Genomic DNA, 16,396 nt, shown 5'->3' with positions numbered 1-16,396 from the left:
CTCCCTTTCCTATTAAGTCATGAAAACTTGGCATAGACGCCACTGGCAATTAACACTAAGCTAATAACAGTGAGTACTATGGCAATGCGAATTGTCGTCTCAACCTTCATTCATCAGCCTCCTTCGCGATTCGGAGAAAACAAAAAAAGCACGCGCCGATTGAGGAGATAAGATCTCCACGATCAGCGGTGCTTCCGCATGTCCGATTTAATTTATCCAAATTGTACCACACTCTACCGGAAAATCAACCCTTTTATTCCCAAACTTATTCCCAAGGGTATTTCATGGTGAAGAAGCTAGCTAACTTCTTACTTTCAACTCTTCGTATGCGTCTCATTTCTGCTCGGTGTGGCGCTGATTCATGCAGCTTCTTTTCTTCTTCTGTTTCTGGAACCACATCTGGAACTTCAACTGGAACTTTGTTATCATCGAGTGCAACGAATGTCAGGAAAGAGGTTGCGGCAATTTTTCTTGACCCTGTTTTTAAATCTTCAGTTACGACTTTGACGAAAACCTCCATCGAGCTTTTGCCTGTCCATGTCACGAATGACTCTAAGCAAACCGAGTCTGACGTATGTATGGGCGACAAAAAGTCAACAGAATCTGTTGAGGCTGTCACGACAGACCTCCGGCAATGTTTATGTGCCGCAATCGATGCAATATCATCAATATAGGACATCAATTTTCCACCAAAGAGCGTGTTGTGATTATTTACATCGGTAGGAAAAATTCTTGACGTCTTGAAGCACCTGGATTCTCTAGCAAATCGTTGTTCCATATGTATGACCCCCTCTATCTACTTCTAAAAAATGAAATATGACTCATCATAACACAATTAGGGTCGTTTGGTTATACCTTGAGAATCTATTTACAATTTATGAAAGGTGCTAACTAGGCTTTTTGAATCGTGAGAATAATGATTTACTCCCCTTCAAACTGCTTTTTCTAAGCGTATCTGCCGGCAGAATCTCTCTAAGTAAAGGGGCCAGAGCATCTTTCAACTTCGCCAAAATCTCGGTTTGATCTTGAATACATTCCCCTTTCCAAACGGCACGCATAACTTCAGTTCGCGGAATTTCAGGCAGGTTACATATCGGTATCGCAGGAAGAGAATTTACCCACTCTTTCCTGAAATGTCCCGGCATCGTCCCATTTGCCACATAATGCACCTTTTTACCACGCTGCTGATACTTATCAAATCCCTTGAAATGTGCTCGTGAACTTGGTAGATTGCATTTACCTGGAGAAGCGTCTACGACAACAATGATCCCATCTGCACTATGACAAAGCTCTTGAACGGATGGATCCTCCCAATGCGTGGATACGTCCCAAATGACGATCGGTTTTTTTATCGTATGAAGAAGTTTGAAGGAATCCGCAGGATGCCATGCGCTTTGAAAACCCTCAGGATGAAGGGGTACCCATGTCGTAAAACCGGTAGTCCATGACGAAATCGCTGTTGACGTTTGGTCACTAATGAGACTCGACACGAATGGGTAATCCTTGGGGGCCTTGCTATCGCCGTAAAGGAGCATATACAAATCAGGTTCAATGGTCGGCTGCTCAACAAGTGCGTTCGGAATGTACATAGAATGAAGTATTCTCGCGAGTGTAATTGCCAGGAATGTCGCACCTACACCAGCAAATAAACCGCCAATAACAATTAATTTATCAGGTGTCGAGGTGATGGATGGGGTGTGCAGATTAAGCGCTTCAGGGGCCACAGCTGATTCAGAATAAATGGAACGAAGTCTCATTTTTACTTCCATGGCAGATTGACAGCGGTTTTGCGGGTGCTCTTGAAGGAGTAATCGAACGGTGGAGGTTATGGCTTCTGGTAAATCTGGACCTATCTGATCCAAAGGTTTTTGGGTGATATAAGCATACTGGCCGCCCGATAATAAGTAATACAGCATGGAGCCAAGAGTAAATAAATCAGTGCGCGCATCGGTTTGTAAGCCCAAGAATTGCTCGGGAGCCGCAAAGCCAATCGTACCCATTTGCATGGTGTCGGATTGTTTACCGTGTTTAAAGTGTCGGGCAACGCCAAAATCGATTAATCGAACTTGGTTCTGCTCATTCAACATCACATTGGAAGGCTTTAGATCGCGGTAAATAATCGGACGAGGCTGAAAAGTGTGCAAATAGTGAAGTATATCGCATAGCTGGAAGGCAATATGCATAATTTTCGCAACAGGTAACTCGCGACCCTTCTCTTCAAATAAGTCTTGCAATGTTGGCCCTTGAATATAATCCATGACCAAGAACCCTTTTCCATCCTCGGTTGTAAAATAATCAACTAACTGCGGCAGCTGTGGGTGCTGGAGCCTAGCGAGCATCTCCGCTTCTTCCAGGAAGAACGTCATATCATCCGCTTCAAAAGGCAAACATTCTTTCACTGCCCATTTCTTCCCTTTCAGCTTCAAATCCTCTGCTAAGTAAACGTGACTCATTCCACCTTGACCGAGCATGGATTCAATTCGATATCTTCCCCCAATGCATGTTCCGATCCAGCTTTGTCTATTCATCAATAAATAAATGACCCCCTTATCAGGTAAGATTTACCTTGATTATAAGAGGGCCATCATTAAAAATCTACATTTTTTTCCACATTCTACGTCTTTTGCAAATAAAGTGTCAATTCTTCCCGATTGTGAAACAATTGTTTGGCTTTAAGTAAGAAGAGCGTCGGCTCCAAAATCTTCAAAACATCACGAACCGTTTGGAACGGTTTTTTATGCATGAGTTTGACCGTAATGATAGCTGTTCCCCCACTTTGTAAGGAATAGAGTAAATCAGCGACTAAACGACCCATTTGACGTGGATCCCAGCTCATATCACAGACGAGCAAATCAAACTCATTTTCCCGCAACTTTACATCGCCAGCATTTTTCTTAAGAATCGTGAGAAGGGGGTTGCCTTGAAGTCTCGGACTCATGGATGCAGGGTCAATAGCCGTAACTCGCAAGCCACGCTCCAAAAGTAAGGATGTCCATCCACCAGGGGCCGCGCCGATATCTAGTGCCGTACGAGCAACACTGAAATCAATACCGAAACGCTGTTCCGCTTCCAAAAGCTTGAATTTAGCACGGGATATTTGATCCTCTTCCTTCATGAATCGGATCGCACCGCCTGACCAATCAGACAAATTATCGGCAGGCTTGGATAGCCCCACGAATAACTTCTTGGCGCTAATATACACGGAAATAATTTGATCCGCATACCGAACTACGGGTTCAGCCTGAATCTCCGAAACCAAGATTTCATCTAATGCTGCCTTAATGGTGAAAGGCGCATAAGGTACATCTGCCCGCTCTTCTTTGCGAACTTGGGTCGCTATTTTCTCGCCTGAACCAATAAGCCCTGAATAAATGGCCTCTCTTAGCCAAGTCTTGAGATGTTCGATATCCGCATCTGTTCGGCTCAGGTCCCAGTGTTGACTCACAGGCTGAGCATGCCTAAGAAACATAGGTTCCTGCTCCTTAAGCGTTGTGATCATATCTTCTGTACCTTCAGGCACTTCGAATATGAACACCTCTGTCGGTACCAACAAAGTAAACTTAGTTAAGGGAAATATTTTACGAATTTCATCTTGTGCATATTGAGCGAACCCGTGATTCGAGGTTCCAATGTATGTCGTTAAGTGTGTCATAGCCGCATCCTTTATGTATTCTACTATCTTGGTTCAATAACCTTAATCCATGGTCGATCTTGGAACCATTCTAACATGATGTCGATTCCAAAAGCTCGATGAATATTTTCCGGCGTCAGTACCTCTTCTTTGCGCCCCGCAGCAATGATTTCACCTTGTTCAATAATTGCTACATGCGTAAATAAAGGGATTATTTCTTCGATATGATGCGTCACGTATACGACCGTAATGTTTTGCTTGCTAAGATCGTTGACATCTGTTAAAAAACGTTCTCTCTCGTATAAATCAAGACCAGCCGCTGGTTCATCCATAATGAGAATGGAAGGCTTCATCATGAGCGATCTAGCAAGCATGACTTTTTTACGCTCTCCTTGCGAAAGACTTCCTAAAGGCTGATCAGCCAAATGAGGAATGCGGACACGCTTCAACATGACTAGAGCACGATCTTTCACCTCTTGCGGTATTTCCTGATAAAACCGGAGATAGGCATACTCGCCTGTAGAGACAACCTCGAGCACGGGGTCACTTAGGTTCAATTTTTCAAATAAAGACTGTGAAATATAGCCGATTTTCTTGCGAACTTCCCTCACATCACATTGACCATATCGGTTGCCCAGCACGTCTACCGTTCCCCGACTCGGGAACTCGTATCCATTCATCATTTCGAGCAATGTTGTCTTTCCTGAGCCATTGCGGCCTAGCAATACCCAGTGTTCTCCTGGCTGAATGTGTACATTCACATCCTGTAAAATATGACGTTCTCCTCTAATAAAATGAATACCGGATAAATGGATCATTTGCGGTCGATTCCTTTCTGACTATGGCTCACTCTTATAAGTCCCTTGTGCAATCTGCATGAGCAAATCGTCAGGAATTCGGTGAGGGTATAGACTCATCCCTTCGGGTTTGGCCGTGTAAAGCGTTTGGTACATAGCCGTACAAGCCGAAGGACTGGAAGTATGAATATAAATCGTTTTGGGAAATTTACGCTGTTGCGTCAACCAAATGACAACATCCATGCCAGTCTCCATCGTAGACCATCCCAAATCATGATCTAACGATAAAATATCAACTTCAAACTCTTGGAGCAGTAAAAGGCATTCTTTGACATCTTTGGCTAAAGCAAATCCTTGGGGACAAGGTCGCAAGTCATCTAAGTATACATGAATCATGATCGGATTTCCTTTCCTGTTCATGATGAAATGAATCAAGTAACCAGAGATTTAAAGGAATCAAGTACTTATAACCAATGATTTCACCAGTGCAATTTCCTGAGTATGTGTACCGTCACTGCCTGAACCTGTTTCAAGAACAATTGGAATTTGCTTCAAAAAAGGTGAGGCCAGCGTCTGCTGAAAATTGTCTAGACCAATGTATCCAGCACCAATATTCGCATGGCGGTCTCGGCGGGAACCATAAGGATGGACTGAGTCATTCAAATGAACGGCCTTCAGATGCGGAAGGTAATCAAGCTGTTTACCCTTGGTCTCAAGCTCTAACCAATTATGCCCCTGCCATAAGCCGCTTGCAAATGCATGACACGTATCTAAGCAAAAACCAATCTTCTCTGGAGATTCGCTGAGCTTACGAACTTGAACCATTTCTTCCATAGTTAGCCCTAACTGAGCACCTTCTCCAGCTTGATTCTCAAGCAAAATCAAAGATGACCCCTCATACCCCTGAGTAGCGTTATTCAAACATTGTATTATATTTTTATAGCCTTGTAACGGGTCTTTTCCAATATATTTTCCAAAGTGCACCACTAATCCTACCGAACCGCAGGCATTTGTAATTTCTAGGCCATTTCTCAAAAGCTTTACCATAATCTCGCGTTCAACCTCATCAGCCGCTGGGTTTAGGGGATACGGGGCATGTCCAATCGACAAAATGCCCTGTTCCAGGCAAAATAGCGCGCATGCGTTTGCATCTTTTTGATTAACTAATTTGGTAGAAAGACTGCGCGGATTCATGGGAAAGTATTGAAACGCATTTGCCCCTATAGACAGAGCGGTTTTGGCCGCACCTAAATAGCCGCCACGCGTACTAACATGAGCGCCAATAAACATCACGAATCCGCCCTTTCACGCTTGACAATTAGTACAGTAGAAGCATTTGCGACTCGAAACTTCTGTCTTTATTAGTGGATGTCCACAGCGCAAACAAGGCTCCCCTTCTCGATCATATACACGACACTTAGCATCGAATTGCCCTGTTAAACGGTCCCCAACAAAAAGAGGCTCGTTTATATATCCACCGAATCGAATAGCTTCGAGAAGAACCGAGCGCATAGCTTGAAATAAGCGATTTTGCTCTTCTTCAGTAAGGGAGGATAGCTTACGAAGAGGGAGAATTCCCGCATAAAAGCATATCTCATCAGAATAGCAGTTCCCAATCCCTGACAGAAACGATTGGTCGACAAACGCTACTTTCAAGTTGCTATTTTTACTTTTCAGCACCTTCTTGAATTGTGTAAAAGTAAAACTGGCATCCAATGGCTCAGGCCCAAGCTTGGCTAAAAGTTGACCAACCTCAAGTAAAGTGTGCATGTGCAAATATCCTAACCGCAATCCGATGAAATATAAGTGCTTCGTACCAAAATGGATCACAACTTGCGTTGTCCGATCCGGCTTCTCATCCTCCATGCCATAGAACATCCAACCACCGAGCATTAAATGCAATAACAAAACTTCACCAGTTACCAAGTGAAACAGAAGATGTTTAGCTCTTCGATCTATCCGTACAATACGGTTCCCAGTTAGCTTACGAATGAAACTATCCGGCTCCACATTCAATGATTTCGGACGCGAAACTTCCGCCCCTGTGATTGGCGTACCCTGGATTAATCGCGTCAACTGCTGACGATAAGTTTCCATCTCTGGAAGTTCGGGCATGGCACACTCTCCTTGCCGTTTTCTTCCTTGTATATCCAAATGACTGGGAAAGTAAACGGATATAACTCATTGAAACTCACTGGAACACACACTTGACGGTCAGGTTTCACTTAAAATAAGAGTCCCTAAGGACTCTTAAACCAGTCATTAACTCTGAATATGACAGATAGCAGTCTTTATGGACTTCTATTATTATGGAATACTATCAATACTGGAGAAAATGTTTAAATTAAGAGCTTCAAGGAGCTTCTATTTCCTGATTCATGGATAAAAAATGAAATTTAGCAGTCTCTAGAAGCTCTTATCTAATGTGTTGAAATGAGTAGAATTAACATAGACGTAAACAGACTCCCCACGAGTTAGGCTACTCTTAAGGATTCTGTGGAATGGCATCCATCCCCCATTAAATTAACCCTTCGCTAACGTAAATCGGCTTTACTTTACGAGTCTTGGTTTTCGCTTTTGATGTGTTATTACTCTTCACAGCAGGAGATGTCATTTCAAACGAGAGACTTTCGGTTTTCCTCAACTTACCTTTCAGTCGGTGGAGTCGTTTCTCCAGTGCTTCCTCGACTTCGTTTTGGCGTTTATCCCCACGGTGAAGCGAACGGCGTCGCCAGAGCTTCGCCCAAGCCTCCTCAGCGTAAAATATAGCCTGAGCAAAGTTCTTCTCTCGGTGCTCGTAATACATCGCAAGCTCCAAATAAGGCTCCAGATGAAGCGCAATGCTCGCGTTTTTGATAGCAATCCATCGCTTCCACAGTTCAACAGCACGAAGATATTTTCCATTTTTCTTATAAAAAGCTGCTAACTGAAGAATGGCTGATTCTTGATCAGCTGGATTAGATGACCTTATATCATTCATTAGCCTAGCAAATAATGCATCGAAATAGCTCTCAGCTATTGCAGGGCGGCCCATTTTGTCTAGCCACAGGCCTGTTCGAAACTGTTCTTCCAGTTCAAGTTCGGGTTCGGGTTGAAGTTCACGTTCGGATTGAAGTTCAAGTTCAGTTTCGAATTCGGGTTCTTGTTCTTGACCGAATCCGAATTCGGGCTCAAGACCAAGCTCATGCCTTCCGTTCGAAGGCAATCCCTTCGTTTCCAGCAGTTCGAAACGTTTTAAACCCGCCATTCTTCCTGCAGCTTCATTACCCCCACTCAACAGTTTGCCGAAATGTATAGCTAGTGCAGCTAGAGTAACGATATCGTGCTCATTATGAACGAAAACCCCTTCAAGTACGGAAGGATTTTTCTCCGCCAAATACTGAAAGTATAAAGCGGGTGCCATGGACCCCGGCACATCGTCTACACGCTCAAAACCAAGGCGGCTCTCTTCGACTTTGCTCAAACGGCAAGATGGGAGCGTGTTTCGCCACAAGCTTCGCGATGGGTAAAGGAGATCAAGCTGAAGCAGCTTCGCATCGTCCAATTGGAGTCGATTAAGGACATAGCGATTCTTGAGAATAGGCCAATCAAACGTTCGTCCATTGTAGGAAATAATATGCGTAAAGCGGGCGAGCAGTTCTTGCAAATAAACAAGCATAGCATGCTCTTCCGCTGGGTTGCGTATCAAGAGCTGTTCTACCGTGAACAGCTCACCGGTATAAAAGCCGATGCCGACCATGAACGGCACATTGCCTGCACCTATACCGAGCCCGGTCGTTTCGGTGTCGAAAAAGAGCAGCCCTTCGTGCCGGACAACGGCGTCACGGTCGTGAAAGCAGGACAGCTGCTGTGCAACATCGGCCAGCTCCCGCAGCCGATACTTGCCGTGCACGCTGTCCGCGCCGTACACACGGCGCCGCATAACGAACGAGCCCGCCGGGCTCGATTCTATATGGGCGCCGAGCTGCGCCCACTCGCCGTCCGCCGCAGGCAGGGTCGGCGTTATCGCCTGAGCCGCCGCAGGTCCCCGCAGGCGGCCCAGCCTCTCACGGAGCCCGCTCATCGGGCACCGCCTTCGAGCTGCGCTAGCAGCTCAAGGGCCAGCTTCTTGCCAAGCAGGCCAACTTCTTCGATCGGCCCAACGCAGGCCGGACAGCCGCTGATGCAGCCGCAGCGCTCAATCAGGCTGCGCGCCTGATCCATGAGTTGACCGTGTACGTCGTACAACCGGTCACTAAGACCTACGCCGCCTGGGTAGCGGTCGTAGAAAAACACCGTCGGCAGCTTGTTATGCACCGCACGCACCTGCGGAACGACCCGAATGTCCATCGGATCGCACATCAAATACAGCGGAGCCAGATGCGACAGGACGTTCGCAATGCCGAGCAGCGCATGCTGCATATCATTGGCCGAACGCCCAGCCGACATCTCCTCGTCAAAGGTAAACCAATAAGAGCTAGTATGTAACTCTTCTTCAGGCAAACGAATAGGGCCAGACCCTATGTTCTCATGCGTTCTCAAACGGATTTTCTTGAAGATCGTTGGCTGAGCATTCACCGTGACCTCACCCAATTGGCGCAGCAGCCCTCCTACTCGACCCTCTCGGTTCACATGCAGTACCTTAAGCTGTACAGCCATACTTGCGTCTGTAAAATAATCCACATTCACTTGACGAACATAGGCTTTCTTCTCTTCATAATCCAACTTCTCCACTTGGAATTGGACACCTTCGTGGATATAAATAGCCTCTTCATGAATGAGCGTTGGCGCACTAAAACGGTCGCATTCGCCAATGACTCTATTGGCATTCGTCATATCAATAATAATGAAATTCTCTTGCGCTGCGGAGCGCAAAGAAATGTTGTGAGCTGGAAAAGACTGCTCCATCCAGTACCAACGATCATTCACCTGATGAAGCACTTGCTCCTCCGTCAAATATTCGAGGACATCGGTGAGAGATTCATCACCAAACTTCTCATTCGCTTCAAAGGGCAGCTCATAAGCCGCACACTTCACATGATCCACGAGAATGATCAGATTGTCAGGATGAATGCGCGCCTGCTCTGGCGGCCGCTCAAAGAAATACCGCGGGTTCTGGATCAAGTACTGATCCAGCGGATTACTGCTCGCGACGAGTATCGTCAGCGAGGTCTCCTGCCGCCGTCCGGCACGCCCGGACTGCTGCCAAGTGCTGGCTATCGTACCCGGATAGCCATTCAGCACGCACGCTTGCAGCTGGCCAATGTCGATGCCCAGCTCCAGCGCGTTCGTGCTTACAACGCCGCGTATTTCCCCGCTGCGCAAGCCTCTTTCGATCTCCCGGCGAAGCTTCGGGAGATATCCGCCGCGGTAGCCGCGAATCGATTTGCTGCCCAGCTCGTGTGTCACGAGCTCCTGCAGATAGGTCAGCAAAATCTCCACGCGCACGCGGCTCCGAGCAAAAACAATCGTCTGGATTCCGCTCCGCAGCAGCGTTCCTGCTAGCTTGCGCGTCTCCAAGACGGAGCTTTTACGAATCCCCAGCTGCTGGTTCACCACTGGCGGATTATAGAATACAAAGTGCTTCTCGCCTGCCGGCGCTCCGTTATTGTCGATCAGCGTAACGCTTTCGCCAATAAGCCGCTCCGCATGCTCCTTTGGATTATCGATCGTCGCCGATGCGCAAATAAATTGCGGGTTAGAGCCATAGAACCGACAAATACGCTTTAGCCTGCGAATCACATTTGCGACATGACTGCCGAAAACCCCGCGATACGAATGCACCTCGTCAATAACGATATAATTCAAGTTCTCAAACAGCTTTACCCACTTCGTATGATGAGGAAGTATGGCGGAATGAAGCATGTCGGGATTCGTAACGACAATATGTCCAGCATTACGGATGGCCTGTCTCACTGTCGGCGGCGTGTCTCCATCATAGGTATGCGTCTTAATATCGACCTCCATGAAGTCGACCATTTCCTGAAGTTCTGCGACTTGATCCTGCGCTAGCGCTTTTGTTGGGAATAAATATAGAGCACGAGACGCATCGTTTTCGAGAATTTTCTGTACAACCGGAAGATTGTAACAAAGAGTCTTGCCTGAAGCCGTTGGTGTCACGGTAACAACATGATGACCTGCCGTCACCTGACGGAACGACTCCGCTTGGTGTGTGTATAGACGCTGAATGTGTTTATGTAGAAGTGCAGCACGAATACCCTCATGCAAACCATCTGGAAATTCAGCCAGCTTGGGATCGCGCGGGGGTATGGTGTGCCAATAGGTGACCTGTGACATGATTTCTGGTGCTTTGCGCAACCAATCAATCATTTCATTCATGGAAGAAACCTTACCAGTTAAAGGATTCATGAGTCGAATCTCCTTACCATTATCGTTTCTTCTATTTTACAGAATATACGTTCGCATGTCTACATAAGATCGGATGAATCATCATAATCATACCGAATTCCGTCATGATCGGCGCTAGCAAGCTGAGCATTCACACGAAGGGCTTGTTCCGCACTTTCTTGCATTTTGAGCAAAACTTCATGATAATCTCTTGAACGATGCTCTTCCCTATCATGTTTCATCGCTGTTCTTAGTGCTCTTTCAATGATAATAACATCATGACTAGTAAAATTCACGGTTTCTCGCACCTCTTCTTGATCCTTCATTTCATAACAACTAGTTTTGCCATAAACATGAATAACCATACAATTCAAGGGGAATTCCAGAAACTCGTAATCCACTTTGAAATCAGGTAATATTAGGAAGATTACAAATATAAGGAGGAATTCATAGTGACAACTTCTTTACCTGCTGAAGTCGAATCCAATCGTCAACCTGATCACGAAATCAACCCTCAATTCCTAACACGTTGGTCGCCACGCTCCTTTACCGATCAAGAAGTGACCGAAGATGTTCTCCTTAGTCTTTTTGAAGCCGCTAGGTGGGCACCATCCAGCAGCAACTTGCAGCCATGGCGCTTCATTATTGCCCGTACATCCGAGCAAAGAGCTAAATTTCACAATTTCATTATGCCGGGCAACCGAGAATGGTGCGAAAAAGCTCCCGTCCTCACCCTTGTCATTTCACATACCAAAACGGCAAGAGGCGGCGATAACCCAAGTCACGCGTTCGATGCTGGTACTGCTTGGGGCTACCTCGCTTTAGAAGCCAACAATCAAGGTCTAGTCACTCACGCTATGGGCGGATTCGATCGGAATCAAGCCCGCGAAGCCCTTCAAATCCCTGAAGAGTATGACATTCATGCCGTGATTGCCATTGGTTACCGTGGCCCTGTCAACGCTCTCGATGAGAAGTTCCAAGAACGCGAAATCCCATCAGGCAGACGTGAGTTAAGCGAGCTTTTATATAGCGGAGAATTTGGACAGACGCTTTAATCTTATGAAAAAAGAACACTTCATCACGAGTGAATCGTGTCTGAGGTGTTCTTTTCAAATCTATCAAACATAAGGCGGATCCCAAGCCTTCTTATCCCAACCAAGCGTATCACTGACCACGTTCATATCCCGGTCAAGCATCACATTAACGCCGAAAGGGAGCTTGCGTTTGTGCCAGAAGCGCACATCGCGCCACTGCACTTCATAACCGTCGTTCTTCTCTTTCCAACACACGTGAATCCGTTGCGCGAAGTGCAAGAAGGCACGAACACCATCCGTGGCCATGGTAGCCTGAACAATTGGATGCGAATCGTTCTGATTGTAATCCGCTTTGCTGTACTCCTCTTGAATCATTACACGGCCATGCCTAATCTCTCCTAGATAGAAACACTTGTCACCTTCAAGAACGAATTGCCACCCAAACCAACTTAGGCTCGGAATGAGATGACAGATGCCATCTGCGATGTTCAATTCCCTTTTTACGAGCTTAACGAATCGATTGCGCTGCGAGGCTCTTATAGCAATATAGAGGAAGGTTGCCGCATATATCAACGCGAACATTTCTCCGATATGGCTGCCACCATTTCCATGCCAGATAAACAACCAAAGTAGGACACCAACAACATGAAGACCGAATAAGAATGGTTCATAGAGACAGAGCGTGTCAAGATGGAACCATTTCTGGGAAAATGGACGGAAGCACTGAACGCCGTACACATTGAACAAATCTAGAAATACGTGGAACACGACAGCAGCAAATGTCCATAGATATAAACTAATCAGATGCTCCCATACACCAAAGATGGCTGCGAGGGGCAGACTTAAAAGGATGGGCCATATGAACAAAGCCGGCAACGAATGTGTGATCCCTCGATGAACGCGAACATAATTCGCATATCCTCTCAGACGTGCAATGGTATCAAAATCAGGGGCATGTGAACCAATGAGTGTTCCTGCAAGTAAGGCATGAGCCAGCGCAGGCTCTTGAGCAACGGCAGGTTCCAAACAAGCCAATCCCGCTAACGTGACGCCGAACAATAAGTGGCTTCCTGTGTCCATGTGTCGATCACCAATCCTTTTTGGTCGTTGTGTGAATCATCCTGCTGCTGCCGTGGTCAAATCATTGCTTCCGATCACATCGTTACTTGTGTTTTCTGCATCTAATAAGATCTTCTCCCACCGTTCATGAACATTAAACCAATAAAACCATGCCGAAGGCTGCTCACGGACAACCCGCTCCATGAACGCATTCAAAAGCAAGTTAGCCTCTGCACGTTCTATACGTCCAGAATGCTCAAATTGTTCGTGTAAACGCATGGGGGATCCATAAACTAACCTATGTTTAAATCCTTTAACACGAAACCCGTAAAAAGGTACAACTGGCACATGCTGATCAAGCGCCAACATGGCTGCACCTTCAGGAGTACGAGTTTGTCGGCCAAATAGCGTGGATAAAGGAAATGTATGTCTCCAGAAGTCACCGAGGATGAAAATAACCCCGCCGCTCTGCACATGCTTTTTCAAGGTACGATATAGCTCCAAGGGGGGGACACTATCGTAATCTAAGCCTTTACAACCCATTGCAGCAAACTTCATATACAATGGTTTAAGCTCGGGACTTCCCGCTGAAGCCACAGTTAAACAATCGAATTTTTGAGTCAAATACCAATAATAGTTGAAAAAATTGCCAACATGCGGTGCATAGACAATGAATCCCTTACCCTTCGCTTGAAGCTGTGCTTCATCTAGATATTCCTCGCCTTGCACGTCAAAGTGACTCGCATGAAGCTTTTTCAACCGAACAGAAAGGAAAAGAATTTCATAAAGCGTATACACGATATTTTGAACATAATGCTTGGAAATAGCTTTTAATGAACTCTTAGGCATCGCACCTAGTAAATCTATTAAATTCTGTTCCACTCGCTTCAGAAACCCTTTTCGGAATACCTGGTAAAGCGCAAACGCTAACATAGAACAAGCAGCCGACATCATCCATATGGGAAAAACTCGGAGCACTCTCTCGATGCGAAGTAACCTGCGTTCATTCAATGTTAGCTTGGAAATCCATTCGTACAAGGTAAGTCCTCCTTACCTGCTTAGGTAGTCAGAAAGTGGCGTTTATAACGACGTGTAACACGATCTTTTTGTAAAATAATAAAGAAATCAACGGTCTCGAACAGCTCATCATATGCCGGGTCTCCGCCAATCTCTGCTCCGAGCCATTGATAGCCTTTCATCAGAGGCGGCAGTTTACGAAATAGCTCTTTTTCGTTGCCATCGATTTCTATTTGAGCAAGTCCTGGGATACGATGCGTAGCAAGCGGTTCAATACCGAATCGGTCTGTTATCACCTGCTTATGGCGCAGCATCGAGTAGATCAAATTAAGTTCCTCCAAATTGCCCACATGCACACTCGCACATCCGATTAAATGCGTATAATTTCGCTCGCTAATATAACCAGCAATTCCTTCCCAAAGGAGTTGAATCGCTTTTCCACCACGATATTCGGGAGCAATACAGCTCCGTCCAAGCTCCAGCGTTTGACTTTTCAAATCTGAGTAGGCAGTAAGATCAAATTCAGTCTCGGAATAAAATCCGATCCCGTTCAAAGCACGGTCCCCAGGCAGCAACCGATAAGTACCGATCACTTGCTCGGTTTCGATATCTTTCACAATGAGATGATCACAGTAATCATCGTAGGCGTCTTTCTCAAGCCCCTGCTCATTCAGCATCCTCATGTTCTTTTCTTCCTCAACGAAAACTTGATACCTTAGTCGCATTGCCTGCTCAATCTCTTGTGCGCTGCTTGCCAGCCTAACCGACAGCTTGGCTTGCTGGGGCGCCGTACTCAGAAGTGGTCCACTCATCTTCCTCACGCCTTTCAACTTGAGTCTTATAACTTAAGGTTAGCAGAGGATTATTAAGTGTTCGTTTTCGTGTTATTAAGATTTTGTAATATTTCGTGAATAACGCACCTTTGCACTTTCCATATTTTTGAAGACAAAAAAACAGAGCTCTCTTAACGAGCTCTGTTCCTTAACATGCACGGCACTATTTTAACCACATGTAAATAGGTATAAATAAAATCGAAGTCATAATGCCACAAATCCCCATGGATAATCCAGCAAATCCTCCCTGCTGTTCAGAATCCTTGAATACTTTGGCTGTTCCGATGCCATGAGCCGCTGTTCCAATTGCAATGCCGATCGAGATATCATCTCTAATTCGAAACCAACGCAAGATCCGAGTACCAAACATACTGCCCAGCAGCCCAGTTAAAGTAGTTAATACCGCTGTTAATTCAGGAATCGCGCCTAACCGCGCGGCTATTTCAATGGAGATGGCCGAGCTTACCGATTTGGGAAGCATACTTAGGATAATGGACTGACTTCCTCCCAATAACCCTACGATGGCCGCACTAGCTGCAATACCCGTAATAGAACCCGCCAAAACACTTATCAAGACCCGCGCCAAATTACTACGTATTAATTCTTTGTATTTATAAAGAGGTACGCCTAACGCAACCGTTGCAGGCCCTAATAAAAGCGTTAGTACGTCTGCTCCTCGTTTAAAGTCTTCATATGGAATATGAAAACATACTAATACAATGATAATGAAGCCCGTACAACTAAAAAGAGGATGCATAAACCGCCATCGTTGGTACAACAAATTGGCTAACGCATAGCTGATTACACTTAGTGATAGACCAAACAATGGATGCTGCAGCATGCTATTCGCCATATTTGGCACTCTCCTGTCCTAGCTTTGACGATACCCAACCCGTTACCACAAGAACAGCCACCGTGGCACCAACAGTCCCGCCGCAAATGGCAAGCCAATTAGCCCCAATGATCGGAATAAAGGCTAGAACGCCAACCGTAAAAGGAATAAAAAAGAGCATCATATGCCTCGTCAACAGAGAAGCCGCTTCTTCCACCCAAGCCAGCTTGATGAGCCTAGTGAACAAAGCCGCGGTAAAAAGAATGAGCCCGATCACGTTGCCGGGCAGCGGCAGGTGCAGGCTCATCTGTAGCACATAACCTAAGAAATTAAAGCCTAGTAATATAGCAAAACCGAGCATAAATTCTCCATTCCAGCTGTGAGCAGCACTATCCAGAGTCTTTGTAATAATTTCGTATTTCCCTAAACATAACACAAAAAATCGAGGACATAAAGATAGAAAGCAGCACTTCAGCAAGTGTAATTTCCATATGATCACCTCGGTTGACGTGGGATTATGTTTATTGTATGAGGAGAATCAGGGAAATTGACTTCTTAAACAGTGAATAATCTTGTTGACTTTGTGGAATTATATAACAGGATGTCAAACTATCGCCTTAAAGGGAGGGAAGAAATACTATGGCAAAGCCAGACAATCGCGAAGATAATCCAGCCCGTTTGCAGAACGCCATCGATCATACGATAGCCAATCTGCACGAAGCTGAGGACTATTTGGACGAACATGCGGATGAAATAACTGCCGAGGAAAAACAAAGCATCGAATCCAAGAATGAACGCCGCAAAGAAAGCATTAGCGGCTTCATCGAGGAGAAAAAAGACGAAACGAACAGATAAGTAAGCGAGAA

Annotated in this window: 17 protein-coding genes; 2 read left to right on the top strand and 15 right to left on the bottom strand. The window is 45.7% G+C overall.

The features are described 5' to 3' along the window. Window positions 1-265 precede the first annotated feature (265 nt). The 10 genes from ASG93_RS32350 to ASG93_RS32305 all read right to left on the bottom strand — a co-directional run bounded on the left by ASG93_RS32350 (window position 266) and on the right by ASG93_RS32305 (window position 11,051). A complete protein-coding gene (locus ASG93_RS32350) occupies window positions 266-778 on the bottom strand; it encodes an acyl-CoA thioesterase (RefSeq protein WP_029195955.1) in 513 nt (170 codons plus the stop codon). A gap of 109 nt (window positions 779-887) precedes the next feature. Beyond that, a complete protein-coding gene (locus tag ASG93_RS32345; protein WP_235551041.1) occupies window positions 888-2,528 on the bottom strand; it encodes a serine/threonine protein kinase in 1,641 nt (546 codons plus the stop codon). Between the two features lie 86 nt (window positions 2,529-2,614). Next, window positions 2,615-3,652 (bottom strand): SAM-dependent methyltransferase, encoded by a 1,038-nt coding sequence (locus ASG93_RS32340; protein WP_056839042.1) that lies wholly within the window; start codon window positions 3,650-3,652, stop codon window positions 2,615-2,617. A gap of 23 nt (window positions 3,653-3,675) precedes the next feature. After that, entirely contained in the window at window positions 3,676-4,449 is a 774-nt protein-coding gene (locus ASG93_RS32335; protein WP_056839040.1) for an ABC transporter ATP-binding protein, read from the bottom strand. 21 nt (window positions 4,450-4,470) lie between these two features. Next, window positions 4,471-4,824 carry a cyclic-phosphate processing receiver domain-containing protein gene (locus ASG93_RS32330; protein WP_056839039.1) on the bottom strand — a complete coding sequence of 118 codons (354 nt, stop codon included), beginning with the start codon at window positions 4,822-4,824 and terminating at the stop codon, window positions 4,471-4,473. A 60-nt stretch (window positions 4,825-4,884) separates the two neighbouring features. Then, the gene (locus tag ASG93_RS32325) at window positions 4,885-5,718 is read right to left on the bottom strand and encodes a deoxyribonuclease IV (RefSeq protein WP_056839037.1); all 834 of its coding nucleotides are present in this window, start codon (window positions 5,716-5,718) and stop codon (window positions 4,885-4,887) included. Window positions 5,719-5,733: 15 nt separating this feature from the next. Further along, window positions 5,734-6,543, bottom strand: coding sequence for an Fpg/Nei family DNA glycosylase (locus ASG93_RS32320; RefSeq protein ID WP_056839035.1), 810 nt, complete (start codon window positions 6,541-6,543; stop codon window positions 5,734-5,736). 403 nt (window positions 6,544-6,946) lie between these two features. After that, complete coding sequence (locus ASG93_RS36065) at window positions 6,947-8,491, bottom strand: ribonuclease H-like domain-containing protein (RefSeq protein WP_056839034.1); 1,545 nt, start codon at window positions 8,489-8,491, stop codon at window positions 6,947-6,949. After that, window positions 8,488-10,776 carry a DEAD/DEAH box helicase gene (locus tag ASG93_RS32310; RefSeq protein WP_056839032.1) on the bottom strand — a complete coding sequence of 763 codons (2,289 nt, stop codon included), beginning with the start codon at window positions 10,774-10,776 and terminating at the stop codon, window positions 8,488-8,490. The genes ASG93_RS36065 and ASG93_RS32310 overlap by 4 nt, the downstream gene beginning before the upstream one ends. A 59-nt stretch (window positions 10,777-10,835) precedes the next feature. Then, on the bottom strand, window positions 10,836-11,051 hold the full coding sequence (locus ASG93_RS32305) for a hypothetical protein (protein WP_063892015.1): 216 nt from the start codon (window positions 11,049-11,051) through the stop codon (window positions 10,836-10,838). A gap of 156 nt (window positions 11,052-11,207) precedes the next feature. On the opposite strand from ASG93_RS32305, the gene ASG93_RS32300 reads away from it, so the two are divergent. Next, window positions 11,208-11,810 (top strand): nitroreductase family protein, encoded by a 603-nt coding sequence (locus ASG93_RS32300; protein WP_056839029.1) that lies wholly within the window; start codon window positions 11,208-11,210, stop codon window positions 11,808-11,810. Window positions 11,811-11,873: 63 nt separating this feature from the next. On the opposite strand, the gene ASG93_RS32295 is transcribed toward ASG93_RS32300, so the two are convergent. From ASG93_RS32295 to ASG93_RS32275, 5 genes are all read right to left on the bottom strand, one after another. Continuing rightward, entirely contained in the window at window positions 11,874-12,869 is a 996-nt protein-coding gene (locus ASG93_RS32295) for a metal-dependent hydrolase (RefSeq protein WP_056839027.1), read from the bottom strand. A 36-nt stretch (window positions 12,870-12,905) separates the two neighbouring features. After that, on the bottom strand, window positions 12,906-13,886 hold the full coding sequence (locus tag ASG93_RS32290) for a lysophospholipid acyltransferase family protein (protein ID WP_056839025.1): 981 nt from the start codon (window positions 13,884-13,886) through the stop codon (window positions 12,906-12,908). A gap of 20 nt (window positions 13,887-13,906) precedes the next feature. Beyond that, window positions 13,907-14,677, bottom strand: coding sequence for a GNAT family N-acetyltransferase (locus ASG93_RS32285; RefSeq protein WP_056839023.1), 771 nt, complete (start codon window positions 14,675-14,677; stop codon window positions 13,907-13,909). Window positions 14,678-14,861: 184 nt separating this feature from the next. Continuing rightward, entirely contained in the window at window positions 14,862-15,551 is a 690-nt protein-coding gene (locus ASG93_RS32280) for an LrgB family protein (RefSeq protein ID WP_056839021.1), read from the bottom strand. After that, entirely contained in the window at window positions 15,541-15,891 is a 351-nt protein-coding gene (locus ASG93_RS32275; RefSeq protein WP_056839018.1) for a CidA/LrgA family protein, read from the bottom strand. The genes ASG93_RS32280 and ASG93_RS32275 overlap by 11 nt, the downstream gene beginning before the upstream one ends. A 278-nt stretch (window positions 15,892-16,169) precedes the next feature. Between ASG93_RS32275 and tlp the strand changes: the two genes are divergently transcribed. Beyond that, window positions 16,170-16,385 (top strand): small acid-soluble spore protein Tlp, encoded by a 216-nt coding sequence (gene tlp / locus ASG93_RS32270; protein ID WP_047677018.1) that lies wholly within the window; start codon window positions 16,170-16,172, stop codon window positions 16,383-16,385. Window positions 16,386-16,396: the final 11 nt, after the last annotated feature.

Source organism: Paenibacillus sp. Soil787 (genome assembly GCF_001429545.1).
In the GTDB taxonomy this organism is placed as follows: Bacteria; Bacillota; Bacilli; order Paenibacillales; family NBRC-103111; genus Paenibacillus_E.
The sequence above is the reverse complement of the archived record's forward strand: the minus strand, read 5'-3'. Positions and strand labels throughout refer to the sequence as shown.

What these genes read in the sequence shown, in the direction of transcription:
- ASG93_RS32280 (WP_056839021.1), bottom strand. Translation starts at nt 15,551, where the DNA reads ATGGCGAATAGCATGCTGCAGCATCCATTGTTTGGTCTATCACTAAGT.
- ASG93_RS32320 (WP_056839035.1), bottom strand. Translation starts at nt 6,543, where the DNA reads ATGCCCGAACTTCCAGAGATGGAAACTTATCGTCAGCAGTTGACGCGA.
- ASG93_RS36065 (WP_056839034.1), bottom strand. Translation starts at nt 8,491, where the DNA reads ATGAGCGGGCTCCGTGAGAGGCTGGGCCGCCTGCGGGGACCTGCGGCG.
- ASG93_RS32285 (WP_056839023.1), bottom strand. Translation starts at nt 14,677, where the DNA reads ATGAGTGGACCACTTCTGAGTACGGCGCCCCAGCAAGCCAAGCTGTCG.
- ASG93_RS32295 (WP_056839027.1), bottom strand. Translation starts at nt 12,869, where the DNA reads ATGGACACAGGAAGCCACTTATTGTTCGGCGTCACGTTAGCGGGATTG.
- ASG93_RS32330 (WP_056839039.1), bottom strand. Translation starts at nt 4,824, where the DNA reads ATGATTCATGTATACTTAGATGACTTGCGACCTTGTCCCCAAGGATTT.
- ASG93_RS32335 (WP_056839040.1), bottom strand. Translation starts at nt 4,449, where the DNA reads ATGATCCATTTATCCGGTATTCATTTTATTAGAGGAGAACGTCATATT.
- ASG93_RS32340 (WP_056839042.1), bottom strand. Translation starts at nt 3,652, where the DNA reads ATGACACACTTAACGACATACATTGGAACCTCGAATCACGGGTTCGCT.
- ASG93_RS32310 (WP_056839032.1), bottom strand. Translation starts at nt 10,776, where the DNA reads ATGAATCCTTTAACTGGTAAGGTTTCTTCCATGAATGAAATGATTGAT.
- ASG93_RS32350 (WP_029195955.1), bottom strand. Translation starts at nt 778, where the DNA reads ATGGAACAACGATTTGCTAGAGAATCCAGGTGCTTCAAGACGTCAAGA.
- ASG93_RS32345 (WP_235551041.1), bottom strand. Translation starts at nt 2,528, where the DNA reads ATGAATAGACAAAGCTGGATCGGAACATGCATTGGGGGAAGATATCGA.
- tlp (WP_047677018.1), top strand. Translation starts at nt 16,170, where the DNA reads ATGGCAAAGCCAGACAATCGCGAAGATAATCCAGCCCGTTTGCAGAAC.
- ASG93_RS32325 (WP_056839037.1), bottom strand. Translation starts at nt 5,718, where the DNA reads ATGTTTATTGGCGCTCATGTTAGTACGCGTGGCGGCTATTTAGGTGCG.
- ASG93_RS32275 (WP_056839018.1), bottom strand. Translation starts at nt 15,891, where the DNA reads ATGCTCGGTTTTGCTATATTACTAGGCTTTAATTTCTTAGGTTATGTG.